Below are 23,855 nucleotides of genomic sequence, written 5' to 3'. Positions count from 1 at the left end.
GATAGTGCGGTTAATACATATTATTTTGCTAAACATACTGTTTTTTAGTCAATATAGTTTTGCTCAATTATCACCATTAACAATTGTTTCTCAAACACCATATCAAGAAGGACAAAGTTGGTCTTTACCTGTTGAAACCTTAGTCTTTTTAACTTTACTCACATTTATCCCTATTATTCTACTACTAATGACGAGTTTTACTCGGATCATTATTGTATTAGGATTATTGCGAAGTGCACTTGGCACACAATCTGCACCACCTAATCAAGTAATAATAGGCATTGCGTTATTTATGACATTTTTTATCATGTCACCAACACTCGATAAAATATATCAAGAGGCGTATGTGCCTTATTCGAAACAACAAATCACCATGCAAGAAGGGTTAAATGAAGCAACAAAACCGCTTCGTGAATTTATGCTCTCTCAGACTCGTGAAAGCGATTTAGGGTTATTTGTAAATATGTCTCATACGAATGAAATTCAAACTCGTGAAGATATCCCACTACGAATTTTGGTACCGGCTTTTATCGTTAGTGAACTCAAAACCGCTTTTCAAATTGGCTTTACACTGTTTATTCCTTTCTTAGTAATTGATTTAGTTGTCGCCAGTACCTTAATGGCGTTAGGGATGATGATGGTCCCACCCGCAACGGTATCTCTACCATTTAAAATTATGTTGTTTGTATTAGCTGATGGCTGGCACTTACTATTAGGTTCGTTAGCACAAAGTTTTTTTAGTTAAAGTAAAGGAATATAATGCCATCTGAATATATTAGCCATTTCGCCATACAAGCCATCAAGGTTGCAGCATCGCTTGCTGGTCCTTTATTAATAGCGGCACTGGTCACAGGATTAATCATCAGTTTACTACAAGCAGCAACCCAAATTAATGAGATGACTTTATCTTTCATCCCAAAAATTTTGGCTGTTATTCTAGTATTAATTATTTTAGGTCCATCAATGCTAACCACAATGATCGACTATATTCGCCTTGTCATCACTAGCATTCCCAACCTAACAAGTTAACCTTAATGGATTTAGCTATTGTCGATCTATTGAATATTGATTTTTTTGCTTGGGTTCAATCAAGTTTTCTCCCTTTTGTTCGTATTTTAGCTTTAATTATGGTCGCACCAATCACTGGCGAAAAAGAAGTACCAAACCGTGTAAAAATAGGTTTAGCAATACTTATTGTCATTGTGTTACCTTTACCAAAGTTAGACGACAACCTTACCCTTTATTCATTAATGGGCATCTGGATTATTGCTCAGCAAATCATGATTGGCATCCTAATTGGTTTTACAATACAACTTACCTTTATGACGGTTAGATTTTCGGGGGAGTTAATTAGTATGCAAATGGGATTAGGAATGGCCACTTTTTATGATCCTATCAGCGGTCCATCAACCTCGGTATTATCACGTTTAATTAATATTATTGCTATGTTGATATTTCTTAGTTTAGATGGTCATTTATGGTTACTTTACGGATTAGCTAACAGTTTTGATATCATTCCTATTACGGTCTATCCTTTAAAACAAAACGGCTATTTAGCCTTAATCGAAATAACGGGTCTATTATTTAATAACGGTATTATGTTGGCATTACCATTAATGACATTATTACTTATTATTAATCTGTCATTGGGCTTATTAAATAGATTTACACCACAACTATCAATTTTTGTGGTCGGCTACCCGCTTACATTATTATGTGGGCTAACGATGTTATCGTATCTATTTTCTGCTTTACCATTGTTTGTCGAATCAATTTTAGAACAGATCTTTTCAACAATTTCTCGCATCTTAATCTATCTTGCTGATGTATCTACTTAGACAAAAAAAGTTGAGGAACGGGGTTTTTGAACGCCTAAATTAGAGATAATTAATGCTTGATAAAATCAAATTTTGCTTAAAATAAAAAACCGCTGCGTAAACAAAAGTCACACAGCGGTTATTAAGAAAAAATTAATTAAATAATTTATGGAATTGTAAACATATCCAATCCCAAATGCCGCCGAAGAATCCAGTTTCCTCAATATTTTCAAGCGCAACTAAAGATTGTTCATTGATAACTTTATCATCCAATAAAAATTGAATTTTACCAACCGCGGTTCCTTTGGTTATTGGTGCATAAATATAATCATCAATGGTATATTGCACTTTAACATCTGCTGAACGACCTTTCGGCACTGTGATATAAGCGCCATTGATCGCACCTAATTTAACTTTATTTTCATCACCATACCAAATTGACTCAATCGCGAGTGGATCATTGGGTTTTACTGGATTTGCCGTTTCAAAGAATCTGAATCCCCACGTAAGTAATTTTTTACTTTCTTCTTCACGACCTTTAAATGTTCGACCACCCAATACCGCTGAAATTAAACGTGTATTACCATCAACAGCAGAAGCAACAAGATTATAACCGGCTGCGTTAGTATGTCCAGTTTTAATGCCATCTACATTTAATGTAGTATCCCAAAGTAATCCATTACGATTCATTTGAGGTTTAGAAAGATTGTAGGTAAATTCTTTTTCTTTATAAATTGCATATTCTTTTGGTAAGTCACGGATTAAAGCCTGACCTAACAACGCCATATCTTTAGCTGTGGTATATTGACCCGGTGCATCAAGCCCGTGCACAGTTTCAAAATGAGTGTGTTGTAATCCAATTTTTTTCGCATATTCATTCATCAAATTAACAAAAGCACCTTGGCTACCTGCAACATGTTCAGCCATAGCAATACATGCGTCGTTACCCGATTGAATAATGATACCTTTATTTAAATCAGAGACCGAAACAGTCTTACCGACTTCTAAAAACATTAATGATGAGCCTTTTAATACTGGGTTACCTGTTGCCCACGCATCTTTACTCACTAATACCATATCATCATTTTTAATTCGGCCTGATTCTAAGGCTTGACCAACAACATAACTTGTCATCATTTTAGTTAAACTTGCTGGATCGCGTTGTTGTTCCGCATTATATTGCGCTAAAATTTCGCCAGATTTGGCATCCATTAAGATATACGCTTCAGCATCTAGTTGTGGAATAGCCGGTATAGGAAAAGCCATTTCCGCAGAAGCAGAAGAACATATTGCGAGCACTAATAATCCAAAAGATAATTTAAATTTCTTTTTCATTTATAAAAATTCCGTTAAATGTTTTTAGATAACATATATCGATGAGTGTGAATAGACATCATAATGCCAAAACTTGCCATTAAAACGACTAATGATGAGCCACCATAACTTATTAGTGGTAATGGTACACCAACTACTGGCAATATTCCACTGACCATACCGATATTAATAAATACATAGACAAAAAAGACCAAAATTAAACCACCAGAAAGGATTCGGCCAAAAGTCGTTTGTGCTTGAGAAGCAATAATCAAACCTCTAATTATTAAGCATAAGAATAAGACTAGCAAAATAATCGAGCCAATAAAGCCAAACTCTTCTGCGATGACTGAAAAAATGAAATCAGTATGGCGTTCAGGTAAAAATTCTAACTGTGACTGGGTACCTTCTAGCCAGCCTTTGCCCCATATTCCACCTGATCCAATTGCTGTTTTAGATTGAAGAATATGATAGCCAGTACCATTAGGGTCACGTTCAGGATTAATTAGCGTTAATACTCGTTCACGTTGATAATCGTGCATTAAGTAGAACCACATAATCGGTACAAAGATAGCCAACAATATCAAAGCAACAAGAATAAATCGCCAATTAATACCAGCCAAAAAGATAATAAAAATACCAGACATGACAATTAAAATAGCAGTTCCCAAATCGGGTTGCATTGCCACTAATAGTGTTGGCACACCGATAATAGCTAATGTTTGTAAGGTGGTTTTTAGCGGTGGAGGGCAACCATCACGATGAATAAATTTAGCTACCATTAAAGGAACAGCAATTTTAGCAATTTCTGAGGGTTGAAAACGAATAACTCCTAAGTCTAACCAGCGTTGAGCGCCTTTACTGGTGTAGCCAAAAATATCAACCAATAGTAATATAAAAATACAGGCAATATAAAGATAAGGTGCCCACTGTTCATAACTTCTTGGTGAAAACTGTGCAAAGACAATCATCACAAAAAAACCAAGTAATATTTGGATCACTCTTTTTTGCATCATATCTATATCTTGGCCGCTAGCACTCCATAGAATATAAAGGCTATAACCAAGTAGTAAAGAGATAAATAAGCAAAAAAGCGGATCGATATGTATCTTTTGCCAAAAAGATTTCTTAATATTATTCATCATTAATCTTCATGTCCTGTATTAGGTGATTCATCGTTTAATTCCGTTGAGTTATCACCTTCAAGATAATAATCTAGTATCTTACGTGCGACTGCACCACCGTTGGAGCTTCCTCCTCCCCCATTTTCTAGAACAATCGCTAAGGCTATTTTCGGTTTATCGTAAGGTGCGTAAGCAATAAATAAAGCATGATCGCGTAAATGTTCAGGTATTCTATGTGCGTTATAGGTTTCGTTTTCTTTTAAACCATAAACTTGAGCAGTACCTGATTTACCCGCGGCTTGATATTTAGCGCCTGCATAAACTTTACGCGCGGTGCCTCGAGCACCAAACATTACTCGGTGCATACCTTCTTTTGCTAATGCCCAATAGGTTGGATTAACATCAACAAGACTGTTTTTTTCAATATATTTTGATGGATCAATCAGTGGTTGATTTTGATTGGTATTGATAATGTCGCTCTTTTTATATAATAAAAAGTGTGGTGTATAGGTTTTACCATTATTAATTAGTGTAGTTAATGCTTTAGCCATTTGCATTGGCGTTGCTGTCCAATAACCTTGACCTATACCGACAGGAATAGTGTCTCCTTGTAACCAAGATTTTTTATGGCGTTTTAATTTCCATTCACGACTTGGCATGACAGCTCGTGTCTCTTCACTAGGCGAGATATCAATGCCTGTTCGCTGGCCATAACCAAACTTAGTCATCCATAAATTTAAGCGATCTATTCCCATGTCATATGCAACTTGGTAAAAATAGGTATCTACTGATTCTTCTATCGCTCGTAATACATCGACATGACCATGTCCCCATTTTAACCAGTCTCGATAACGTCTTTCAGTACCCGGTAATTGCCACCAACCCGGATCGTTAACCACACTTTTTGGTGAAACAACGCCTTCACTTAATGCTGCTATCGAAATAAATGGTTTAACAGTTGAAGCTGGGGGATAAGCACCGAGCAATGCACGGTTAAATAGTGGTTTACTTGGATCATTAAGTAACTCACTATATTTCTTACTTGAAATACCACCTACAAAGTCGTTTGAATCATAACTTGGGCTTGATACCATTGCTAATATTTCACCATTATTTGGATTAATAGCAACAACCGATGCTTTACGGCCAGCAAGCAGTGATTCAATATAGAGTTGTAATTTGAGATTAATGGATAAATAGATATCTTCACCCGCTTGTGGTGGATGTTGTTCAAGTAAGCGAACAATACGACCTCGGCTATTGACTTCAACCTTTTCGTTACCCGCCGTGCCATGTAAAACATCTTCGTAATATCGTTCAATCCCCATTTTTCCAATATTAAAGGTAGCCACGTAATTGCTAGCTTTATTTTCTTCTTCTAGACGTTGCTTATCTTGACTGTTTATTTTAGATATATAACCAAGAATATGGGTAAGTGAAGCACCGTATGGATAATATCGATGTTGAATTTTTACAATTGATACAAAAGGAAATCGATGCTGATCAACAATAAACCGAGCAATTTGTTTTTCGGTTAAGTTTTCTTTAAGTGGTACAGGTCGATGAGATCGATAATTTCGTCGCTCCTTTTGGAAGTTTTCAATATCTTCATCAGTTAAATCAACAATCTTTTTTAATTGTTCAAATTGCTCATTAAGGTTTTTAGTTTTGTCAGGAACAATATTAAGTTGATAGGTAATATTATTTATCGCTAATGGCGTGCCATTACGATCATAGATCATACCGCGACTTGGAGGAATAGGGATAATTTCAATACGATTATTGTTCGATTTGGTGCTGTAATAACTAAAATTCGATATTTGCAAATCAGCTAAATTGGCTAATAATACAAAAATTAGTAGTATAATTACGACAAATGCAAACAGTGCTCTACGCAAAAATAAGTTTGTTTCTGCGGAGTGATCGCGAATATAGCCTTTTTTTATTTTACCTGAAATAGAGATAATCTAACTCCTCTAAATTCTGTTTATAGATGTTCTTTTTGTTCCCATTTTTCATAAGCATTAACAATTCTAGCTACCACAGGATGGCGAACTACATCTTCACTCTTGAAAAAATTAAAACTAATATCTTCAACTTCATTTAATACTTCTATTGCATGACGTAACCCAGATTTTTGATGACGAGGTAAATCTATTTGGGTTATATCACCCGTTATTACCGCTTTAGAATTAAAACCAATGCGCGTTAAAAACATTTTCATTTGTTCTATCGTTGTGTTTTGGCTTTCATCAAGAATAATAAATGCATCATTGAGTGTACGCCCACGCATATAAGCTAACGGTGCAACTTCAATCACACTTTTTTCAATTAGTTTTTCGACTTTTTCAAAACCAAGCATTTCAAATAAAGCATCGTAAAGCGGACGCAAATAAGGATCGACTTTTTGGCTTAAATCACCTGGTAAAAAACCCAATTTTTCACCGGCTTCAACTGCAGGGCGTGTTAATACAATTCGTCTAACTTGTTGTTTTTCAAGTGCATCAACTGCGGCAGCTACAGCTAAATAGGTTTTACCTGTACCAGCGGGACCGATACCAAAAGAGATGTCATAATCTAATACATGAGCAATATATTGTGCTTGATTAGGCGTGCGGGGTTTTATTACTCCTCGCTTGGTCTTTATCATCACTTGTTTGCTACCATGCAGATCAACATAACTAGGTGCGTGTTCATTAGCTTTTTCTAACGCACCTGATTCTTTAATAACTAAATGTATCTGCTCTGGTTCTATATCGACAATACTGTCTTTTACTTTAGTTTGTTTATACAGCGATTGTAAAATCTCAGTTGCCGCTTTTGCACAAATTGTATCGCCAGTAATAGCAAATTGATTACCCCGATGGTTTATTTCTAATCCTAATCGTCGTTCAAGTTGTTTGATATTGTCATCATAAGGACCACAAAGACTATTAAGCCGCTGATTATCTGCTGGTTCAAGCATTGTTTCATATGTCGTAATATTCAAAGATATGTCCCCAAATCGTTTATTTTAAACACGTTCTTTTGAGCCAAAATTTATCAACAATTTATATATTATTATTTCAATCATTATTTAATTATGGTTGATAGATAGCCACACCTAAATCGTTTTCTTTACGGGTACGAGAGATGACCGATATTGGTGATTCACTTACACGTAAATTCATCTGATTCTCTGTTCTTACTACTTTACCACGCAATGAGTTAGGATAAACATCGGTAATTTCAACATCAACAAATTTACCAATCATATCCGGACTACCTTCAAAATTAACAATACGATTATTTTCTGTTCGTCCAGTTAATTCCATAAGATCCTTTTTAGAAGGGCCTTCAACTAAAATACGTTGCACAGTATTTAACATGCGACGACTAAATTGCATTGCTTGTTGATTGATTCGTTCTTGGAGAATATAGAGCCTTTGTTTTTTCTCTTCTTCAGAAACGTTATCTTCCATTTCAGCAGCAGGTGTACCTGGTCGTGCTGAATAGACAAAGCTATAACTTAAATCAAAATTAACATCAGCAATGAGTTTCATGGTTTGTTCAAAATCTTCTTGGGTTTCACCAGGGAATCCAACAATAAAGTCTGAACTAATTTGAATGTCAGGACGAACTTTGCGTAATTTGCGAATGATTGATTTATATTCAATTGCTGTATGAGTGCGTTTCATTAAATTTAACACTCGGTCTGAACCACTTTGTACCGGCAAATGTAAAAAGTTAACTAGTTCTGGCGTATCACGATATACATCAATGATATCATCAGTAAATTCAATTGGATGGCTAGTTGTAAAGCGAATGCGATCAATACCATCAATAGCAGCAACTAAGCGTAGTAGTTCAGCGAAAGAACAAATATCACCATCGAAAGTTGGCCCTCGATAAGCATTTACATTTTGACCCAGTAAATTAACTTCGCGTACACCTTGTTCAGCAAGTTGAGCTATTTCATAAATTACATCATCACAAGGTCGGCTCACCTCTTCACCACGGGTGTAAGGTACCACACAATAAGTACAGTATTTATTACATCCTTCCATAATTGAAACAAAAGCTGTTGGACCTTCACTGCGAGGTTCAGGTAAACGGTCAAATTTTTCAATTTCAGGAAAACTAACATCAACCACATGATGACCATTACCACTACGAATTTGTTCAATCATCTCGGGTAAACGATGAAAAGTTTGTGGTCCAAAAATAATATCAACAAAAGGAGCACGCTTACGGATATGTGCACCTTCTTGTGATGCTACGCAACCACCTACACCAATGATGATATCAGGGTTATGTTGTTTTAAATTTTTCCAACGGCCTAGTTGATGAAAGACTTTTTCTTGGGCTTTTTCTCGAATAGAGCAAGTATTTAATAGTAAAATATCTGCTTCTTCGGCGTTTTCTGTTAAAGTTAAACCATGGGTGGATTCAAGGAGATCTGCCATTTTTGTTGAATCATATTCATTCATTTGGCAACCCCAAGTTTTGATATGTAATTTTTTGCTCATCAATAACTCAGCTATATTTAATTGTTAAAATGAAAACGGGTTTAAATCCGTGATTTTAGCGTGCCATATTGTAATCCTTTGTGATTGTAGGGTCTATAATTAATATAAAAAACTATATTTATATGCTTTATTTAGAAAATAATGTCTAATTAGTAATTAATCTATCGAAAAAACAACTGATTATGATAATCATTCTTTTTAATATCGTTTTATTTTATGCTATTATTCTTGGCCTATTAATATTACTAATATAAAAGTGTCTAGGTATGTCGAAAACTTTTAGTCCAACAAAGCGCTTTTTGATCAAAGGCATTATTGCTACTTGTCTATTATCTGTTACACGAGTTGGCTTTGCTGCGGCAATGGCTCAAGTTGTGGCTGTGCGTGTTTGGCCTTCATCAACCTATACACGAATAACGTTAGAATCAAACGTTAAGCTTAATTATAAAAGCGCACAATTATATAACCCTGATCGTATGGTGATTGATATTGATAATCTCAATTTAAATCCAATATTAAAAGCCGTTTCGACAAAAGTTTTAAGCCGTGATCCTTTTATTAAATCTATACGTGCATTACAGTTAGATCCTAAAACTGTACGTATTATGATCGAATTAAAACAGGGTATTGATCCTAATACATTTACATTACCACCGATTGCTGAATTTAAACATCGATTAGTCGTTGATCTTTATCCGTCTAAACCGGCTACAGCTAATGATGATCCTTTACTTGCTCTTTTAGAAGAGTATCAAAAAGGGGATCTAAATAAAAAACAAGCGCAAATAAAATCGCCAACGAATAAAAATAAAAACTCGCCTGTTATTGTTATGCTCGATCCTGGTCATGGTGGTGAGGATCCTGGTGCGATTGGCTACAAAAGAACACGAGAAAAAGACATTGTTTTGCAAATTGCCAGACGAACATATAGTTTGCTAAAAAAAGAACCAAATATAAAAGTTTATATGACTCGTAATGAAGATGTTTTTATTCCATTAAAAGTTCGAGTAGCGAAAGCGAGATCTTTACATGCGGATCTATTTGTCTCTATCCATGCTGATGCTTTTGCGAGTCGATCTGTTAGAGGGTCATCTGTATTTGCTTTATCAACACGTGGAGCTAGTAGTTCTGCTGCAAGTTATTTAGCCCAAACTCAAAATGATGCAGACCAAATAGGTGGTGTTAGTCGAAGTGGTGATAAATATTTAGATAACACTATTTTAGATTTAGTTCAAAAAACAACCCTTTCTAATGGTGTATTATTAGGAAGTGCTATTTTAAATCGAATGAAAAATGTGAATAAATTACATAAACCATCGATAGAAAAAGCAGGTTTTGCAGTGTTAAAAGCGCCAGATATTCCATCAGTTTTAGTTGAAACTGCCTTTATTAGTAATATAGCTGAAGAGCAAAAACTTAAAACAGCAGCCTTCCAAAATCAAGTTTCTAAAGCCATAGTTGATGGTATTAAGGATTATTTGAAAAGACGTAAAAATTGATCTAAAAAGTGATTAGATCAATTTGTTTTTTATTCAATGATCATTAATCGTCTTTCAGCATTCAATTCAGGTATGGTAAGTTTTATATCTTGTTTAAGCGTAAATCCTTCAGGGATCGGATCAAGATCACTGCCTTTTAACGCATAAAATAATCCTTGTTCATTAGGAAGATGTTTACACCAGGTTAACATATCTTTTAAAGAAGCAAATGCTCGACTTATTACCCCATCGAATTTTTTTTGATTATATTCTTCAATACGGCTTTGAATTGGTTGAATATTTGCTAGCTTTAATTCAAATTGAACTTGTTTTAAAAAACGGATCCTTTTACCTAAACTGTCAACGAGATCAAATTGTTTGTCTGGATTGATGATTGCTAAAGGAATCCCTGGTAATCCAGGGCCTGTACCTACATCAATAAACGTGCTACCAACTAAATAAGGTGAAACAACTAAGCTATCCATAATATGTTTTATTAACATTTCATTAGGATCACGCACCGCTGTTAGGTTGTAAGCTTTATTCCATTTATTAAGCATTTCAACGTAATTGATCAGTTGATCAATTTGCTGACAATTGATTGGAAGATCCGTTTGATCAATAAGATTAATGAGTTTCTTTTTTAACATAGTTCTTCTTTTTTAAATAAACTAATAACATTGAAATTGCAGCTGGTGTAATACCTGAAATACGTGAAGCTTGGCCAATTGAAACCGGCTTATGTTGTTTTAATTTAGCAACAACTTCGTTAGATAACCCTGATATTTCAGCATAATCTATATGTTCAGGTATGAGAGTTTCCTCATTTCGTTTTTGTCTTTCTATTTCTTCAATTTGTAGTTTTATATAGCCGTCATACTTAACTTGAATTTCAACTTGTTCTGCTGCTTGATCATCACTTAGCCCTGGTGCAAATAAAGACAAGGATTGTAGAGTTTTGTAGCTCATTTCAGGGCGTTTAAGCAGCTCTTCTCCATTGGCTTCTTTGGTAAGGTTAGCGCTTAATACCGCATTAACTTCATCAATTGTTTCAATGTGAGGATGAACCCAAATGTCACGAAGACGTGCTCTTTCTTGTTCAATAGCTTCAAATTTTTCGTTAAAACGTTGCCAACGGTAATCATCAACCATTCCAAGTTGTCGTCCAATTTCTGTTAAACGAATATCTGCATTATCTTCACGTAACATTAAGCGATATTCAGCTCGTGAAGTAAACATACGATAAGGTTCATTAGTACCTAAAGTACAAAGATCATCAACCAAAACCCCTAAATAAGCTTGATCACGCGTTGGATACCATTGATCTTGATCATAAACAAAACGAGCTGCATTTAATCCTGCCAGCATACCTTGAGCAGCGGCTTCTTCATAACCTGTAGTACCATTGATCTGTCCTGCTAAAAACAAGCCTTTGATCACTTTACTTTCAAGAGTTGGTTTGAGATCACGAGGATCAAAGTAATCATATTCAATCGCATAACCTGGTCTGACTATATTGGCATTTTCCAGTCCTTTCATACTGCGAACAAAAGCTAATTGTGTGTCAAAAGGTAAACTTGTTGATATTCCATTTGGATAAATTTCATTGCTGTCTAAACCTTCTGGTTCTAAATAGATCTGGTGCGAGTTACGATCAGCAAAACGCATTATTTTATCTTCGATTGATGGACAATATCGTGGACCTACACCTTCAATAACACCTGTATACATAGGGCTACGATCTAAGCTGTTTCGAATAATATCATGTGTTGTTTCATTAGTACTTGTTATATAACAAGGAATCTGTCTAGGATGCTGTTTAGCATCACCTAAAAACGAAAATACAGGCACAGGATCATCACCGTATTGTGTACCTAATTTAGAAAAATCTATGGTTCTTGCATCGATACGAGGCGGTGTTCCTGTTTTTAAACGACCCATTCTAAATGGATATTGATGTAACGATTTGGAAAGACCTACCGAAGCAGGATCACCAGTTCTACCACCACTATAATTATCAAGCCCTATATGGATTTTGCCATCTAAGAAAGTGCCTGTAGTTAATACAACAGATTTTGCTTTAAATGAAACACCCATTTGCGTAACCACGCCCGTGATCTGATCGTTTTCAATGATCACGTCTTCAACTGATTGTTGAAATAGCATTAAGTTTTCTTGGTTTTCAAGGGTTGTTCGTATTACTTTACGATATAAAGATCGATCCGCTTGAGCTCGTGTTGCTCTTACAGCAGGACCTTTGCTGCTGTTTAGGATCCTAAATTGGATCCCAGAAAGATCAATAGCATGTGCCATTAATCCACCCATTGCATCAATTTCTTTTACTAAATGTCCCTTACCAATACCACCAATAGCAGGATTGCATGACATTTGTCCTAACGTATTGATATTATGGGTTAAAAGTAATGTTTTTCGGCCCATTCTTGCTGATGCCATTGCTGCTTCTGTTCCGGCATGGCCACCACCAACGACGATGACATCAAAAAGATCTGGATAAAACATATAAAGCCTCGTTTTTTATTTTACAGATAGATGATCATTATTTTGATCAGGTGATTTGGTTTTATTTAGCGTAAGGAATTTTACTCATCTTTTTTATTACGTCAAATGATCTATTTTGATCATCATTTAAATTAAATAAGATCTTTTTATGATCTTTTTTATTCTTACTATTATTAGTTTGGATCATTTTTGTTGATAACTCTTTTTTATGATTATTTTATAGGATCTTAATGATCGTCTAATACTGTTAATTGATCGGATCTTTTTTTGGTTAATCCTGTTTATAACTCTTGTTTTTATCCACAACCTTTTTTAATTTTAAGGTTATTAATATGATTATAACAGCTTATATAGTGGGTTTATCACAGAGTTATCCACAAAAAATAAATTTGTTTGCTTAAATTTTATCTTTTATTGTCTATAATTTAATCTTAATTATTTAGATCATTCTGGTTAAAAAAGTTATACATCTTAAATATTATGATCAATAAAAATGTAATTATGAGTTTTAATGATCGTTATAAAGTTCGAAATATGATCTTTGATCCTACTTAGCAATCTAATTAATTTAAATTTCAAAAATACCTAAGAATAGGATGATTAATTATCATTTAGTTTTATTTAAAATATCCGAAAAGGATCTTTTTCTAAAAGATATTGGTGTTTTTAGTAGAAAGCTAATGTTATTTATGTTTAAAAGTAGGATTATAGGTATTTGTTTCTTTTAATTCGGAAGTGCTGTGAGGTGGCAGTACCATCATCACTTAAAATAATAGTACTTATTAAAAGTTATTTAGGAAAAGGTTAAAATGTTTTTTTAAGTATTAGATAATAATAAAATGGATTAATTTCTATATCTAAATGAATTTTTAATTAGGTTATTATTTAGTTTTTTAGAATTGATATATTAATTTTTGATAGTTACTTTCGTTAACTTATTTGTTTGCTGTAAAAGTGATTGATTTTTGTAAAAGCAAATTTATACTTAGTAAGATTATATTTTTATTGTGAGGTTATTTTATTACTCTTTCACAGTTGCCTTTACCTTTTATATTACCTAATAACGAAACATTTGATAGTTTTTATGTCGGTAATAATCAATTATTGTTTGAATCTTTGCAAACCTTACTTGATAAGGAAGGCTTCAACGTCTTTTATATATGGTCAGCAAGTGCGGCTGGTCGTACTCATCTATTACATGCTTCATGTCAAAATAAGTTAGCAAGCTATATTCCTTTAAAACAGCATGTTCTACTTGTACCTGAGATTTTACAAGGTTTAGATAATTATGATTTGGTTTGTTTAGATGATATTGATGCGATAGCAGGTCATCGTGATTGGGAAGAAGCAATATTTGATCTTTTTAATCGTTTAACCGAAAAAAACGTTAGTAAATTATTGATAACTGCCAGTGCCCCTCCAAAACAAGTTCCTTTTATACTACCTGATTTGGTATCAAGGTTAACGTGGGGGCAAGTTTATCAGTTAAAAGAGTTAAGTGATGAGGATAAACTAAAAGCTTTACAACTTAGGGCTAAGCTAAGTGGATTTGAGCTATCAACGGAAGTTGGATTATTTTTGTTAAAACGTGTTAATCGGGATATGCGAACTTTATTTTCTTTAATGGAAGAGTTTGAAGTCGCTACGTTAGCTCAACAACGCAAATTAACCATTCCTTTTATTAAACATATTTTGGATTTATGAAATGAAAAAGAAACCTGAAGCTATTGTTTTTTTCGATTTAGATGGAACCTTATTTAATAAAGATATAGATGTGTTACCTAGTTCTTATGATGCAATTAGAAAACTAAAACAAAATAATATTGTACCAATAATTGCAACTGGTAGAACACCACCTGAAGCGGTTGATTTGATGAAGGATACTGGTATAGATTCAATTATTGGTATGAATGGCCAAGTAGTTATTTATGAAAAAGAGGTCGTTTTCACAAACAATATTGATAAAAATCTCATTACTCGATTATATGAATATTCAAGAGAAAAGATGAATATTCCATTATCTTTCTATAGCTATAAGACTATGCGAGTGAGTGAAAACAGTCTTCCTGCTCAAAAATTCTATACTTCTTTAAAACAACAAGTACCTCCTGTTGACGATCAAATTTACTTAAAAGAACCGATTCAAATGTTATTACTGCTTTGTGAACAAGGCGAATCACCTTATAGAGAAGTTTTTCCTGAATTGACGTTTATCCGTAATACACATTATTGTGTTGATGTTTTTAATCATGGCGGTTCTAAAGGTAATGGCATTAAAGAATTATTAAAAACTAAAGGTTTTAATGACGTACCTACTTATGCCTTTGGTGATGGTATGAATGATTTTGAAATGTTCCTAACCGTTGACCATCCTGTAGCAATGAGCAATGCGGTTGATCAGCTAAAAGAAAAAGCTGAATATGTCACTGATACCAATAATAATGATGGCATAGCGAAAGCATTGAAAAAGTTTGGATTAATTTAATATAAAAAAATCATCTAATTGTTTAGATTAGATGATTTTAAGTTTAATTTTATTACTTTTGCTTAGTGGTGTTGTTTAAAGCCTACATTATTATTACCAAAACAGTTGTCATACTCAAAGCCTGTTAACTCTTTAACTAAACTTCTTATTTCTGGTGTTGCATCTTGTTTTTTGCCACCATTTTTTAATCTATCAAGTTCTTGAATAATAAGTGCATGAGTCGATTTATCTAATTTCATACGATATGTGAAGAAGATACCTAATAGTGCCATTCCACACACACCGAAGATTAATACTAAGTTAATTGCAGTAACGGCACTCTCTGGTTGAACAGCATCTACGCCAGACACAAAACCAGAATATTTCAATACAATACCTAAGACAAAGACGATAGTTGCACGCATTAATTTACCGGCCATGGTCATAGCACCAGCATAAATACCTTCGCGACGTCTTCCTGTTAGTACTTCATCGATATCTGCTAAGAATGTGTATACACTCCAAGGAATATAATAAACACCACCCGTTCCTAATCCAAACCAAATAGTAATACCAATTACAATCCATGTAACATGAGGCATATTAAAGTAGTAGACACCGATATAGCCGATTACCGAAGATATTACTATCAATATTGCAATAACAAATGGTCTTTTGAATCCACGTTTGACACACCAAGCCATGAAAAAGGCTGTTGAGATTAATTGGCAAATACTACTTAAACTGTTCATTTGTGAAACGAAGGTTTTGGGTTGGCCTAAGTTAAATACCACAAAATAAGTAAATGTTGCTGCAAATAACCATTCAGCACCAAAGCCAAATAGATACATACCTAAATGGTTTCTAAAAGTTTTTAAACGGAAAGTTGAAAAAACATCTGAAAATAATTTAACAATACTTTCCCAAAGGCCAGAAGTTGTTTCATCTTCAATTTCATCAACTGATTTTTCCCAGCTATTAAAATAAAGCAAAATTAGTGCTATCGCCATAATAGATGCATAAGTAATACCTGTTAATAAGAATGGTAGTGGAGAGTCTTTACCATCAAATAGATAGAAAAATACACCAGGAATAGCTGCAGCTAAGAAGTTTGCTACTTTACCAAACATCGCTTTGGAACCTGCTAGGTAAGTTCTTTGATCGAAGTTTTTAGTCATCTCTACCGGTAAAGTATTGTATGGAATCATAATCATGGTATAGATGAATTCAAATAAAATATAAGTAGTTAAGTAGTACCAGAAATTCATTCCATCTACCCAAAGTAATGGGTAAATAATCATACATGGAATAGCAAATAGGATGAAGAATCGACGGCGACCAAATCGACGTCCAAGTTTTGTATGGTTAAAGTTATCAGTAATAAAACCCATTAGTGGATTTAAAATTACATCTAAATAGGTAGCTATAGAAAAAATTAACGTTGCTTGAAATGCCGAAAGTCCACAAAATGTTGTATAAAAGTATAGTAACCAAGCGGCACTAATTGCTAGAGCACCACTTCCTATCAAATTACCACTACCATACGAAAATCGAGTGAGTGTGGTTATTTTTTTCTGATTATCAGCCATAAATCTATTTCCTTTAATAATTATGAAATACTGTTTTAAAATTATTATTAGAATAATACTAAATTTATACAAATTAATTTTAATTTTTTTTTAGAAATGTGACGTTGGTAACAAATTATTTTGATTTTTAAGGTATATATATTAATATTATTTTAAATAAAAATTAAATATATCATGTGGTTATTGTTTTTTTTGAATTGTTTTTTGAAACTGTGATCTTATTAACAGAAAAAATTAATAAAATAATAAAAAATATAAAACAGTATTTCAAAAAATAAATTTAAAAATTTAGGAAAACAATAATGAGTCAATTTAAATTAAAAAAAATTCCGCTTTTAATGTTTCTGTCTACCTTTCCTATTTATTCCTTTGCTGGTCAAACAACTTTTCAATATGAACATAACTGGAAATCTATGGATAGGATTCATGGGGATACAATTAAGTTAATCCATAAAACCGACGATAATTGGCAATATGAATTTAAATTTGGTGTTACTGAAGGTGGCGGGAACAAACGTGATGTTTTATATGATGATATGCAAGGTGGATCAGGTGGTGTCGTTATTCAAAAAACATTTACGCTTGATGATGGCTGGGGATCGATTATTCCATCATTAGAATTAGGTTTCAGCAAAGATTCAACTCTTTATCAACCAGGATTGAAATATAGTTATAAAATTAATAGTGATTGGTCAACAAGTTTTCGATATCGCTATGAATGGAAAAAAATATCTCACGCTGAACGTTATAAAAGAGCAAAAATAGCTGGCAAACAAGTTAAATATGTTGCTAGTAGTAATACAGGAAGGAATCGTTTAGATTGGGCATTAATGTATTCTGGTATAAAAGCATTTAATTTTGCCTATACCTTTAACTATTATATTGGTGATTATACTAACAATTCTTATAAAGCCTTGAAAAAAGGTTTTTCTAAAAATGAATATAAAGCTTATAACAATAAAAAAACTGATTATGAGCAAGAATTTAAAATTACCTATAATTATTCAAAATTGTTTCGTCCTTATTTTTCCATTTCTGATGTATCGAAAAATAAAACCACAAATACTCGACAAGCTAAGTTTAAAGTTGGTTTCAATTACGCATTCGGTCAATCAAATAGCAAAGATTCTAATTTTGCTTATAAAACCTATTTCAGATATGCGCATCATTATGGTTTAACTTCACATTACCATGGTGATAGTTTTGGTCTTTATACAGATTTTGATAAGAAAGGCTATGTTGGTCTAAGTGTAAATACCTATAACCAATTAAAAAATAGATTATTCTTTGATGATATTGTTTCTAGCCATTATCAAATTTATGGAGGTTACAATTTTTATTTAGCTGATAATTGGGTACTAACACCAAATATGGAAGTTAGATTCTATTCAGGTGGTGGTTATAAAGCTAAAAGTAAAGAAAACTTACCCCATTATCAGTTAGGTGATGTAAGTGATTCACAACGTCCAGGTGTTCGTTATTCTCCCGCTTTAAAATTGACTTGGTTACAAAGTGATGATCTATCTTTTTATGGCCAATATCGATTTGAATATCGCAAAGTTTCAAGAAGTAAACGCGAAGATAGTGTTCAAGGTTATGTCGATAATCGAGCGCGCAATCGTTTTGATATAGGTACTGATATTAATCTAACTCCTGATTGGAACATTGGCTATCGCTTCTCATACTTAAAAGGGAACTATGTATTACACAATGATAAAAAGCATGATTATCAACAAGAACTGGATATAAATTGGCAAGCAACCAAAGTTTGGCAAGTTAACTTTGCTGCAGAAGATGTGGCAAAAAGTGTTCATTCTGACGCAAGGGAAGCTAAGTTAGCACTAGGATTATCTTATTTGTTTTAATCGATAAAAGTGTTAAAAACAGTTAGTGGTGAAAAAATGATAAAGAAAATTTTTTTCGGATTTTTATTGGTTGTCACTTCAATCAATCAAGTATTGGCAAGTACTGTAATACAAGGTTATGTTTATGTTAATAAACCAGTTGTTTCATCGGTGATAGTCCGTGATGTGAATAATAAAATTTTAAAAACGGCGACTAATAGCGATGGGTTTTATCAACAAGATGTTTCTGAACTGACTCCACCACTAATTGTTTTTAGTAATGAAAACTCACTTGCCCGAAAAGCGGATGAAGGGCAAATGTGTAACGGTAATTGTTTGGTTTCATACGTTCATACCTTACAAAAAGATGAAAAAAATACTGTTAATATTAATCCATTAACTGATTTTTTAACTTGTGAACTAGCTAAACAAATCAATCTTTTAGGCCCAGAACAATTTACTGATAATCAATTATCTTTTTCAATAGATGATGCTGCATTAAGCCATGCTTATAAAAATTATCATTTGCTGTTTGATAAAGCATTACACCAAGTAGGTATTAGTGCTAATTTATTTGATCCACTTACTACTGCAAATTCAGATATTAACAAGCTACTTAATGTAATGTACTTTAATCGTGGATACGATTCTTCTACTGGTAAAGTAAGTGGTACTGTATTGTTTGATATGCGTTTAAGACCCATTAGCCAAGATTCACCTTTTGATTATGATCAGGCAGTTAAGCAAAAAGAAAGAAATATAAATGCTAAGCAACGTATTTTTATTTTAAGTGATTCGACTGCGTCCAACTATGATAAAAAAGTTTATCCAAGAATGGGATGGGGCCAAGTTTTTGATCAGTTTATTGATGATAAGGCTGATACGGTTGTCATCAATGGCGCACAGTCAGGCCGTTCAAGCCGTAGTTTCAAAACTGAAGGATGGTTCGATTTACTGATCCCTTTAATGAAAAAAGGCGATTATATGATCATCGCTTTTGGACATAATGATGAAAAATGTAACGGTAACAATCCGAAACGAGGTAAAGTGGATGTTGCTAATTTATGCACTTATCCTAATGATGATAATAACCAAAAACAGTATCCATCAACGCAAGAAAATATGTCATTCCAATCCTCTTTAGAAGGTTATCTCGCTGTGGCAAAAGCGTTGGATATGACGCCAATTTTAATGACACCAGTCACCCGTTATAAAGATAAGAATAATAACATTGCTTATCAAAATCAAAATACTAATCCTGTTAGTCATACGCATTATACCGCCAATAAACCAGGTTTTGCTTATTGGGGAGATTATTCGAATACGATTAAACATACGGCAAAAGTTAATCAAGTTGCTTTAATTGATTTGGAGTCATTTAGTATTGATTTTGCGAACCAACACAAAGATGACTGGCAGTCTTACTGGTTAGCTGTGGATCCTAATGATCCTAAATATCCTTATTATAAAAATCAAACTTCTGGCGTGATTAACAATCCTGATGCTACGCATTTTCAAGAAAAAGGCGCATTAGCTATCGCCAAAATTATTGCTAATGCCATAAACAACGATCCTTGGTTACAGCAAGGAATCACTTTCGATCAAACTCAGATTAACTAATAAAAAGGTATTTGTTAAATGAAAAAATTAATCATTGCGCTATTAGTTCCTTTGGCAATTAATTCATCTATTGCTGCATGTCATGCATTATCTCCGTCTCCTATCAAAATTAGAGAAGCTCGTGATGTTGCACCTAGAGACGGTTTTGGTGGTTATGATTTAGCGACAAATACGGGCACGATCGGTGGCGCTAAAGCAAATGAAAAAATGATCTTTATGGTGAATAACAAAAAAGATCTTTTAGATGCGATTGCGATCAATAAAAATCAGCCTCGTATTATTCAAGTCTCTGGGATTATAGATATTAGTGAAGGCAAACCTTACAAAGACTTTGATGATCAAAAATCTCGTTCGTTAATCAAAATACCTAGTGATACCACATTAATTGGTGTTGGTAATAATGCCGGTTTTATCAATGGTTCACTTATGTTGTCTAAAGTAAATAATGTCATTATTCGAAATTTAAAAATTGAAGCACCAATTGATGTTGCGCCAAAATTTGAAGAGGGAGATGGATGGAATGCTGAATGGGATGGGATAAATATTATTACCTCAACTTATGTTTGGATTGATCATGTCACTCTAACTGATGGTAAATTTACCGATGATATGTACCAGGAAAAAGATGGCTGGAAATATGTACAACATGATGGTTTATTGGATATTAAGCGTGGTAGTGATTTCATTACTATCTCTTATTGTCTATTTGAAAACCATGATAAAACTATGTTAATTGGCCATAGTGATAAAAATGCTGATCAGGATGAGAATAAGTTAAATATCACGCTTCATCATAATGTTTTTTTAGACATCACTCAACGCGCACCAAGAGTAAGGTTTGGCAAAATCCACATGTATAACAACCTGTTTAAAGGATCGGTTAATAAATCTAAAACTGTATACCCATATCAATACTCTATTGGCTTAGGCTATAAAGGTAGTGTGCTTTCGGAAAATAATCAATTTATGATTGATGGTTTAAAAGATAACTGCAAAGTAGCTAAACAGTTTAAAGGCGATAACCTTCGGGATAATAATTCTCTATTTAATCAATCTAAGTTGAAATTATCATCATGTGGTTTTGTTGATAATTTGAATTGGTCTGTGCCTTATCAATATAGCGTGGATGATATTAAGCAATTTAGTAAAAACTATGGACGATTAGTCGGTAGTGGAAAGCTTTAGAATTATTGAAATAAACAAAAATGTTAGGACCCATAATGAAAAAAATATTAACTTCAATACTTTGTCTGTCTTCGCTTTATGTTAGCGCAGCTTCTGCACAAGAGTGGAAAGCGATAGCATTTGGCCAATCGACTGACTTAAATTTTGCCTCACTTATCAAGCCTGAAAAAGTGGGAACCAATAATGCATGGATTGCTGGTCAAAAAGATTATTTAGTTCCAAATCAACCTTATCAATTACCGTCAGATTTCTATTTAGAAAGTCGAGGCGGTAAAATTGCTAACTCGCATGATGGAATGGTGGTTTTTTATACTCAATTACCCGTTAATCAAACTTTTACTTTAGAAAGTGATGTTACCTTAGAGCAAATAGGACCAGAAGTGGATGGAAAAACGCCTGCCGCTCAAGAAGCGGTTGGTTTATTTGCTCGTGATACTATTGGCGTAGCTAGAAGTGATCCTCAGCCGGCTGGTTATGAGGAGTTTCCAAATGCTTCAAATGTAATAATGAATGCATTAATTACTCAAAATCAAAAAAATGATAATTTAGTAAAAGTAACCGGTTTAGTACGTGATGGTGTAAAAAAAGCATGGGGTAATGAAGGCATATCAATTGAGAAAGTTGGTTATGTTGAAAATGTTAATTATGTTGATGTTAAAAGTATGCATTTAACAATGACCAGAACGGCAGATCAATTTATCTTATCGATGAAAAATAATGCGACTGGTGAAGAGAAACAATGGGCAACCAATGATTATTCAGGATTCTTAAATCAACAAGATAACAAAAATATTTATGTCGGCTTTTTTGCTTCTAGAAACGCAAAAGTTGAGTTCAAAAATTCTAAATTAACCCTCAGTGATGTAACGGTTGATTATGATAAATTACCCGCTAAACCTGAGGTAATTGTTGATATTAAACCAACGTTAATTTTATCATCACCGAATGATGTATATAGTAAAAATTATACATTACAATTTTTCCCAAATACTTCAGGTACCGTATTTGTTAAAGAAATTAATAAAACGTTGAATGCGGAAGTTGGTAAGTTATTACAGTTTCCTGCTCAGCTAAAAGATGGAAGTAACACCTTTACTGTTGAATTTACAGCTAATGCAAAAAATAATACTCAAATTTTTACAATTAATCTAAATAAATCATCGATTGAAAATTTATCTAATATTATTGTTTCGCCACAAGGTAAAAAAGATAATAAAGGTACTAAACAATCACCGGTTGATTTCGAAACGGCTGTTAATAGCGTTGAACCGGGTGGCGTTATTCATTTGATGGATGGTTATTATGACGGCATAACTCTTCCGGCTCAATTAAGTGGATTACCCGGTAAATTAAAAACCATACAAGCCATTAATAAGCATAAAGCGATTTTTATAAACACTACATTCAATTTAGATAGTAACTATTGGGCTATTAAGCAGGTTATCTTTGATGGAAATATTGATGATAAAGACAATAAACCAGCTTATTTAAGAATTTCGGGCAGTCATAATGTGATTGATCAGGCTATTACACGTAATAATAGTGATACCGGTTTGGCAATCTCAGCTAAAAAGAAAAATCAAAATCGAATTTATTGGCCATCTTATAACTTAATTCTTAACTCTGATTCTTATAATAATATGGATAAATCAGGTAAAAATGCTGATGGTTTTGCCGCTAAATTGGGTGTTGGTAAAGGGAATGTATTTAGAGGATGTATTGCCCATAATAATACTGATGATGGTTTCGATCTTTATAACAAGATTGAAGATGGCCCAAATGATCCGGTATTAATTGATAGTTCTGTTACATATTCAAACGGTTTTCCTTTTTCAAAACCCAATATTGCTAAAGGAAGTATAGGTAATGGCTTTAAATTAGGAGCAGAAGGTCAACCGGTAAATCATAAAATTATCAATTCAATTTCCTTAAATAATAATATGGATGGCTTTACTGATAATTTTAATACTGGTTCTTATATCATGAAGAATAATCTTTCGATCAATAGTGCGAGGTATAATTATATTTTACGCGCTAATCCTTATGAATTTTTAAAACCAGTGGTCATTTTTGAACACAACTATTCTATTCGTGATAGCTGGCAATCAGCGATAAAAGATTCATTTGGACCACAGATTAAAAGTAAAGATTTTAAATCTGTAACCAGCAATCAATTATGGAAAGGAAATAGTGACTTTAAAATCACTCGAGATAAAAACGGTAATATAGTGTTACCAAAAGAGCTAAAAACATTAATCGAAAAAAATAGAGTTAATTAATATAACGCGCTAAGTCTATTAAGATTTAGCGCATTTCATTTTTAAATATCAATATTATTATTTAATTCTTATTACCCAATATTTGATGATATACGCTTAATAATTTTTCACAT

General features: G+C 33.4%; 18 protein-coding genes. 10 read left to right on the top strand and 8 right to left on the bottom strand.

The annotated features are described in order from the left end of the window. Position 1 precedes the first annotated feature (1 nt). Genes fliP through fliR form a run of 3 tightly spaced genes read left to right on the top strand, consistent with a single transcriptional unit; the run spans position 2 to position 1,838 of the window. Complete coding sequence (gene fliP, locus J3U09_RS08450; protein WP_267357989.1) at positions 2-745, top strand: flagellar type III secretion system pore protein FliP; 744 nt, start codon at positions 2-4, stop codon at positions 743-745. Positions 746-759: 14 nt separating this feature from the next. After that, a complete protein-coding gene (gene fliQ / locus J3U09_RS08445) occupies positions 760-1,029 on the top strand; it encodes a flagellar biosynthesis protein FliQ (RefSeq protein WP_065561876.1) in 270 nt (89 codons plus the stop codon). 5 nt (positions 1,030-1,034) lie between these two features. Then, positions 1,035-1,838, top strand: coding sequence for a flagellar biosynthetic protein FliR (gene fliR, locus J3U09_RS08440; protein WP_267357848.1), 804 nt, complete (start codon positions 1,035-1,037; stop codon positions 1,836-1,838). A 132-nt stretch (positions 1,839-1,970) separates the two neighbouring features. Here the strand turns inward: fliR and J3U09_RS08435 are convergent, their stop codons facing one another. The 5 genes from J3U09_RS08435 to miaB all read right to left on the bottom strand — a co-directional run bounded on the left by J3U09_RS08435 (position 1,971) and on the right by miaB (position 8,763). Then, positions 1,971-3,152 (bottom strand): serine hydrolase, encoded by a 1,182-nt coding sequence (locus J3U09_RS08435; RefSeq protein WP_065733601.1) that lies wholly within the window; start codon positions 3,150-3,152, stop codon positions 1,971-1,973. A gap of 14 nt (positions 3,153-3,166) precedes the next feature. Then, positions 3,167-4,276, bottom strand: coding sequence for a peptidoglycan glycosyltransferase MrdB (gene mrdB, locus J3U09_RS08430; protein WP_065561879.1), 1,110 nt, complete (start codon positions 4,274-4,276; stop codon positions 3,167-3,169). Further along, positions 4,276-6,213 (bottom strand): penicillin-binding protein 2, encoded by a 1,938-nt coding sequence (mrdA, locus tag J3U09_RS08425; protein WP_416380055.1) that lies wholly within the window; start codon positions 6,211-6,213, stop codon positions 4,276-4,278. Before mrdA ends, mrdB begins: the two co-directional genes overlap by 1 nt. Before the next feature lie 29 nt (positions 6,214-6,242). Continuing rightward, positions 6,243-7,244, bottom strand: coding sequence for a PhoH family protein (locus J3U09_RS08420; protein ID WP_267357846.1), 1,002 nt, complete (start codon positions 7,242-7,244; stop codon positions 6,243-6,245). Positions 7,245-7,335: 91 nt separating this feature from the next. Further along, complete coding sequence (gene miaB, locus J3U09_RS08415) at positions 7,336-8,763, bottom strand: tRNA (N6-isopentenyl adenosine(37)-C2)-methylthiotransferase MiaB (protein WP_267357845.1); 1,428 nt, start codon at positions 8,761-8,763, stop codon at positions 7,336-7,338. Positions 8,764-9,029: 266 nt separating this feature from the next. Between miaB and J3U09_RS08410 the strand changes: the two genes are divergently transcribed. Continuing rightward, positions 9,030-10,262, top strand: coding sequence for an N-acetylmuramoyl-L-alanine amidase (locus J3U09_RS08410; RefSeq protein ID WP_267339063.1), 1,233 nt, complete (start codon positions 9,030-9,032; stop codon positions 10,260-10,262). 29 nt (positions 10,263-10,291) lie between these two features. Here J3U09_RS08410 and rsmG read toward each other — a convergent pair whose 3' ends face one another. After that, positions 10,292-10,891 (bottom strand): 16S rRNA (guanine(527)-N(7))-methyltransferase RsmG, encoded by a 600-nt coding sequence (gene rsmG, locus J3U09_RS08405; RefSeq protein WP_267357843.1) that lies wholly within the window; start codon positions 10,889-10,891, stop codon positions 10,292-10,294. Next, the gene (gene mnmG / locus J3U09_RS08400; RefSeq protein ID WP_267357841.1) at positions 10,869-12,761 is read right to left on the bottom strand and encodes a tRNA uridine-5-carboxymethylaminomethyl(34) synthesis enzyme MnmG; all 1,893 of its coding nucleotides are present in this window, start codon (positions 12,759-12,761) and stop codon (positions 10,869-10,871) included. The genes rsmG and mnmG overlap by 23 nt, the downstream gene beginning before the upstream one ends. A gap of 1,020 nt (positions 12,762-13,781) precedes the next feature. Between mnmG and hda the strand changes: the two genes are divergently transcribed. Continuing rightward, the gene (hda, locus tag J3U09_RS08395; protein ID WP_065561886.1) at positions 13,782-14,465 is read left to right on the top strand and encodes a DnaA inactivator Hda; all 684 of its coding nucleotides are present in this window, start codon (positions 13,782-13,784) and stop codon (positions 14,463-14,465) included. A gap of 1 nt (position 14,466) precedes the next feature. After that, positions 14,467-15,246: a Cof-type HAD-IIB family hydrolase gene (locus J3U09_RS08390; RefSeq protein WP_267357839.1), complete on the top strand. Its 780-nt coding sequence runs from the start codon at positions 14,467-14,469 to the stop codon at positions 15,244-15,246. 62 nt (positions 15,247-15,308) lie between these two features. Here the strand turns inward: J3U09_RS08390 and J3U09_RS08385 are convergent, their stop codons facing one another. Next, positions 15,309-16,814: an MFS transporter gene (locus J3U09_RS08385; RefSeq protein WP_065561888.1), complete on the bottom strand. Its 1,506-nt coding sequence runs from the start codon at positions 16,812-16,814 to the stop codon at positions 15,309-15,311. Between the two features lie 302 nt (positions 16,815-17,116). Here J3U09_RS08385 and J3U09_RS08380 point away from each other — a divergent pair, with 302 nt between their 5' ends. From J3U09_RS08380 to J3U09_RS08365, 4 genes are read left to right on the top strand one after another with little or no spacing between them, the layout of a single operon-like run. After that, positions 17,117-18,679, top strand: a complete 1,563-nt coding sequence (locus J3U09_RS08380; protein ID WP_267357837.1) for an oligogalacturonate-specific porin KdgM family protein — start codon at positions 17,117-17,119, stop codon at positions 18,677-18,679. A gap of 36 nt (positions 18,680-18,715) precedes the next feature. Beyond that, positions 18,716-20,278, top strand: a complete 1,563-nt coding sequence (locus tag J3U09_RS08375; RefSeq protein WP_267357835.1) for an SGNH/GDSL hydrolase family protein — start codon at positions 18,716-18,718, stop codon at positions 20,276-20,278. Between the two features lie 18 nt (positions 20,279-20,296). Next, positions 20,297-21,463 carry a pectate lyase family protein gene (locus J3U09_RS08370; protein ID WP_065735265.1) on the top strand — a complete coding sequence of 389 codons (1,167 nt, stop codon included), beginning with the start codon at positions 20,297-20,299 and terminating at the stop codon, positions 21,461-21,463. Positions 21,464-21,498: 35 nt separating this feature from the next. Next, positions 21,499-23,742: a right-handed parallel beta-helix repeat-containing protein gene (locus tag J3U09_RS08365; RefSeq protein ID WP_267357833.1), complete on the top strand. Its 2,244-nt coding sequence runs from the start codon at positions 21,499-21,501 to the stop codon at positions 23,740-23,742. Positions 23,743-23,855: the final 113 nt, after the last annotated feature.

This window comes from Gilliamella sp. B2889 (assembly GCF_026536885.1).
Classification (GTDB): domain Bacteria; phylum Pseudomonadota; class Gammaproteobacteria; order Enterobacterales; family Orbaceae; genus Gilliamella; species Gilliamella apicola_E.
Note: the sequence above shows the minus strand (reverse complement) of the source record. Positions and strands in the feature narration are given on the sequence as shown.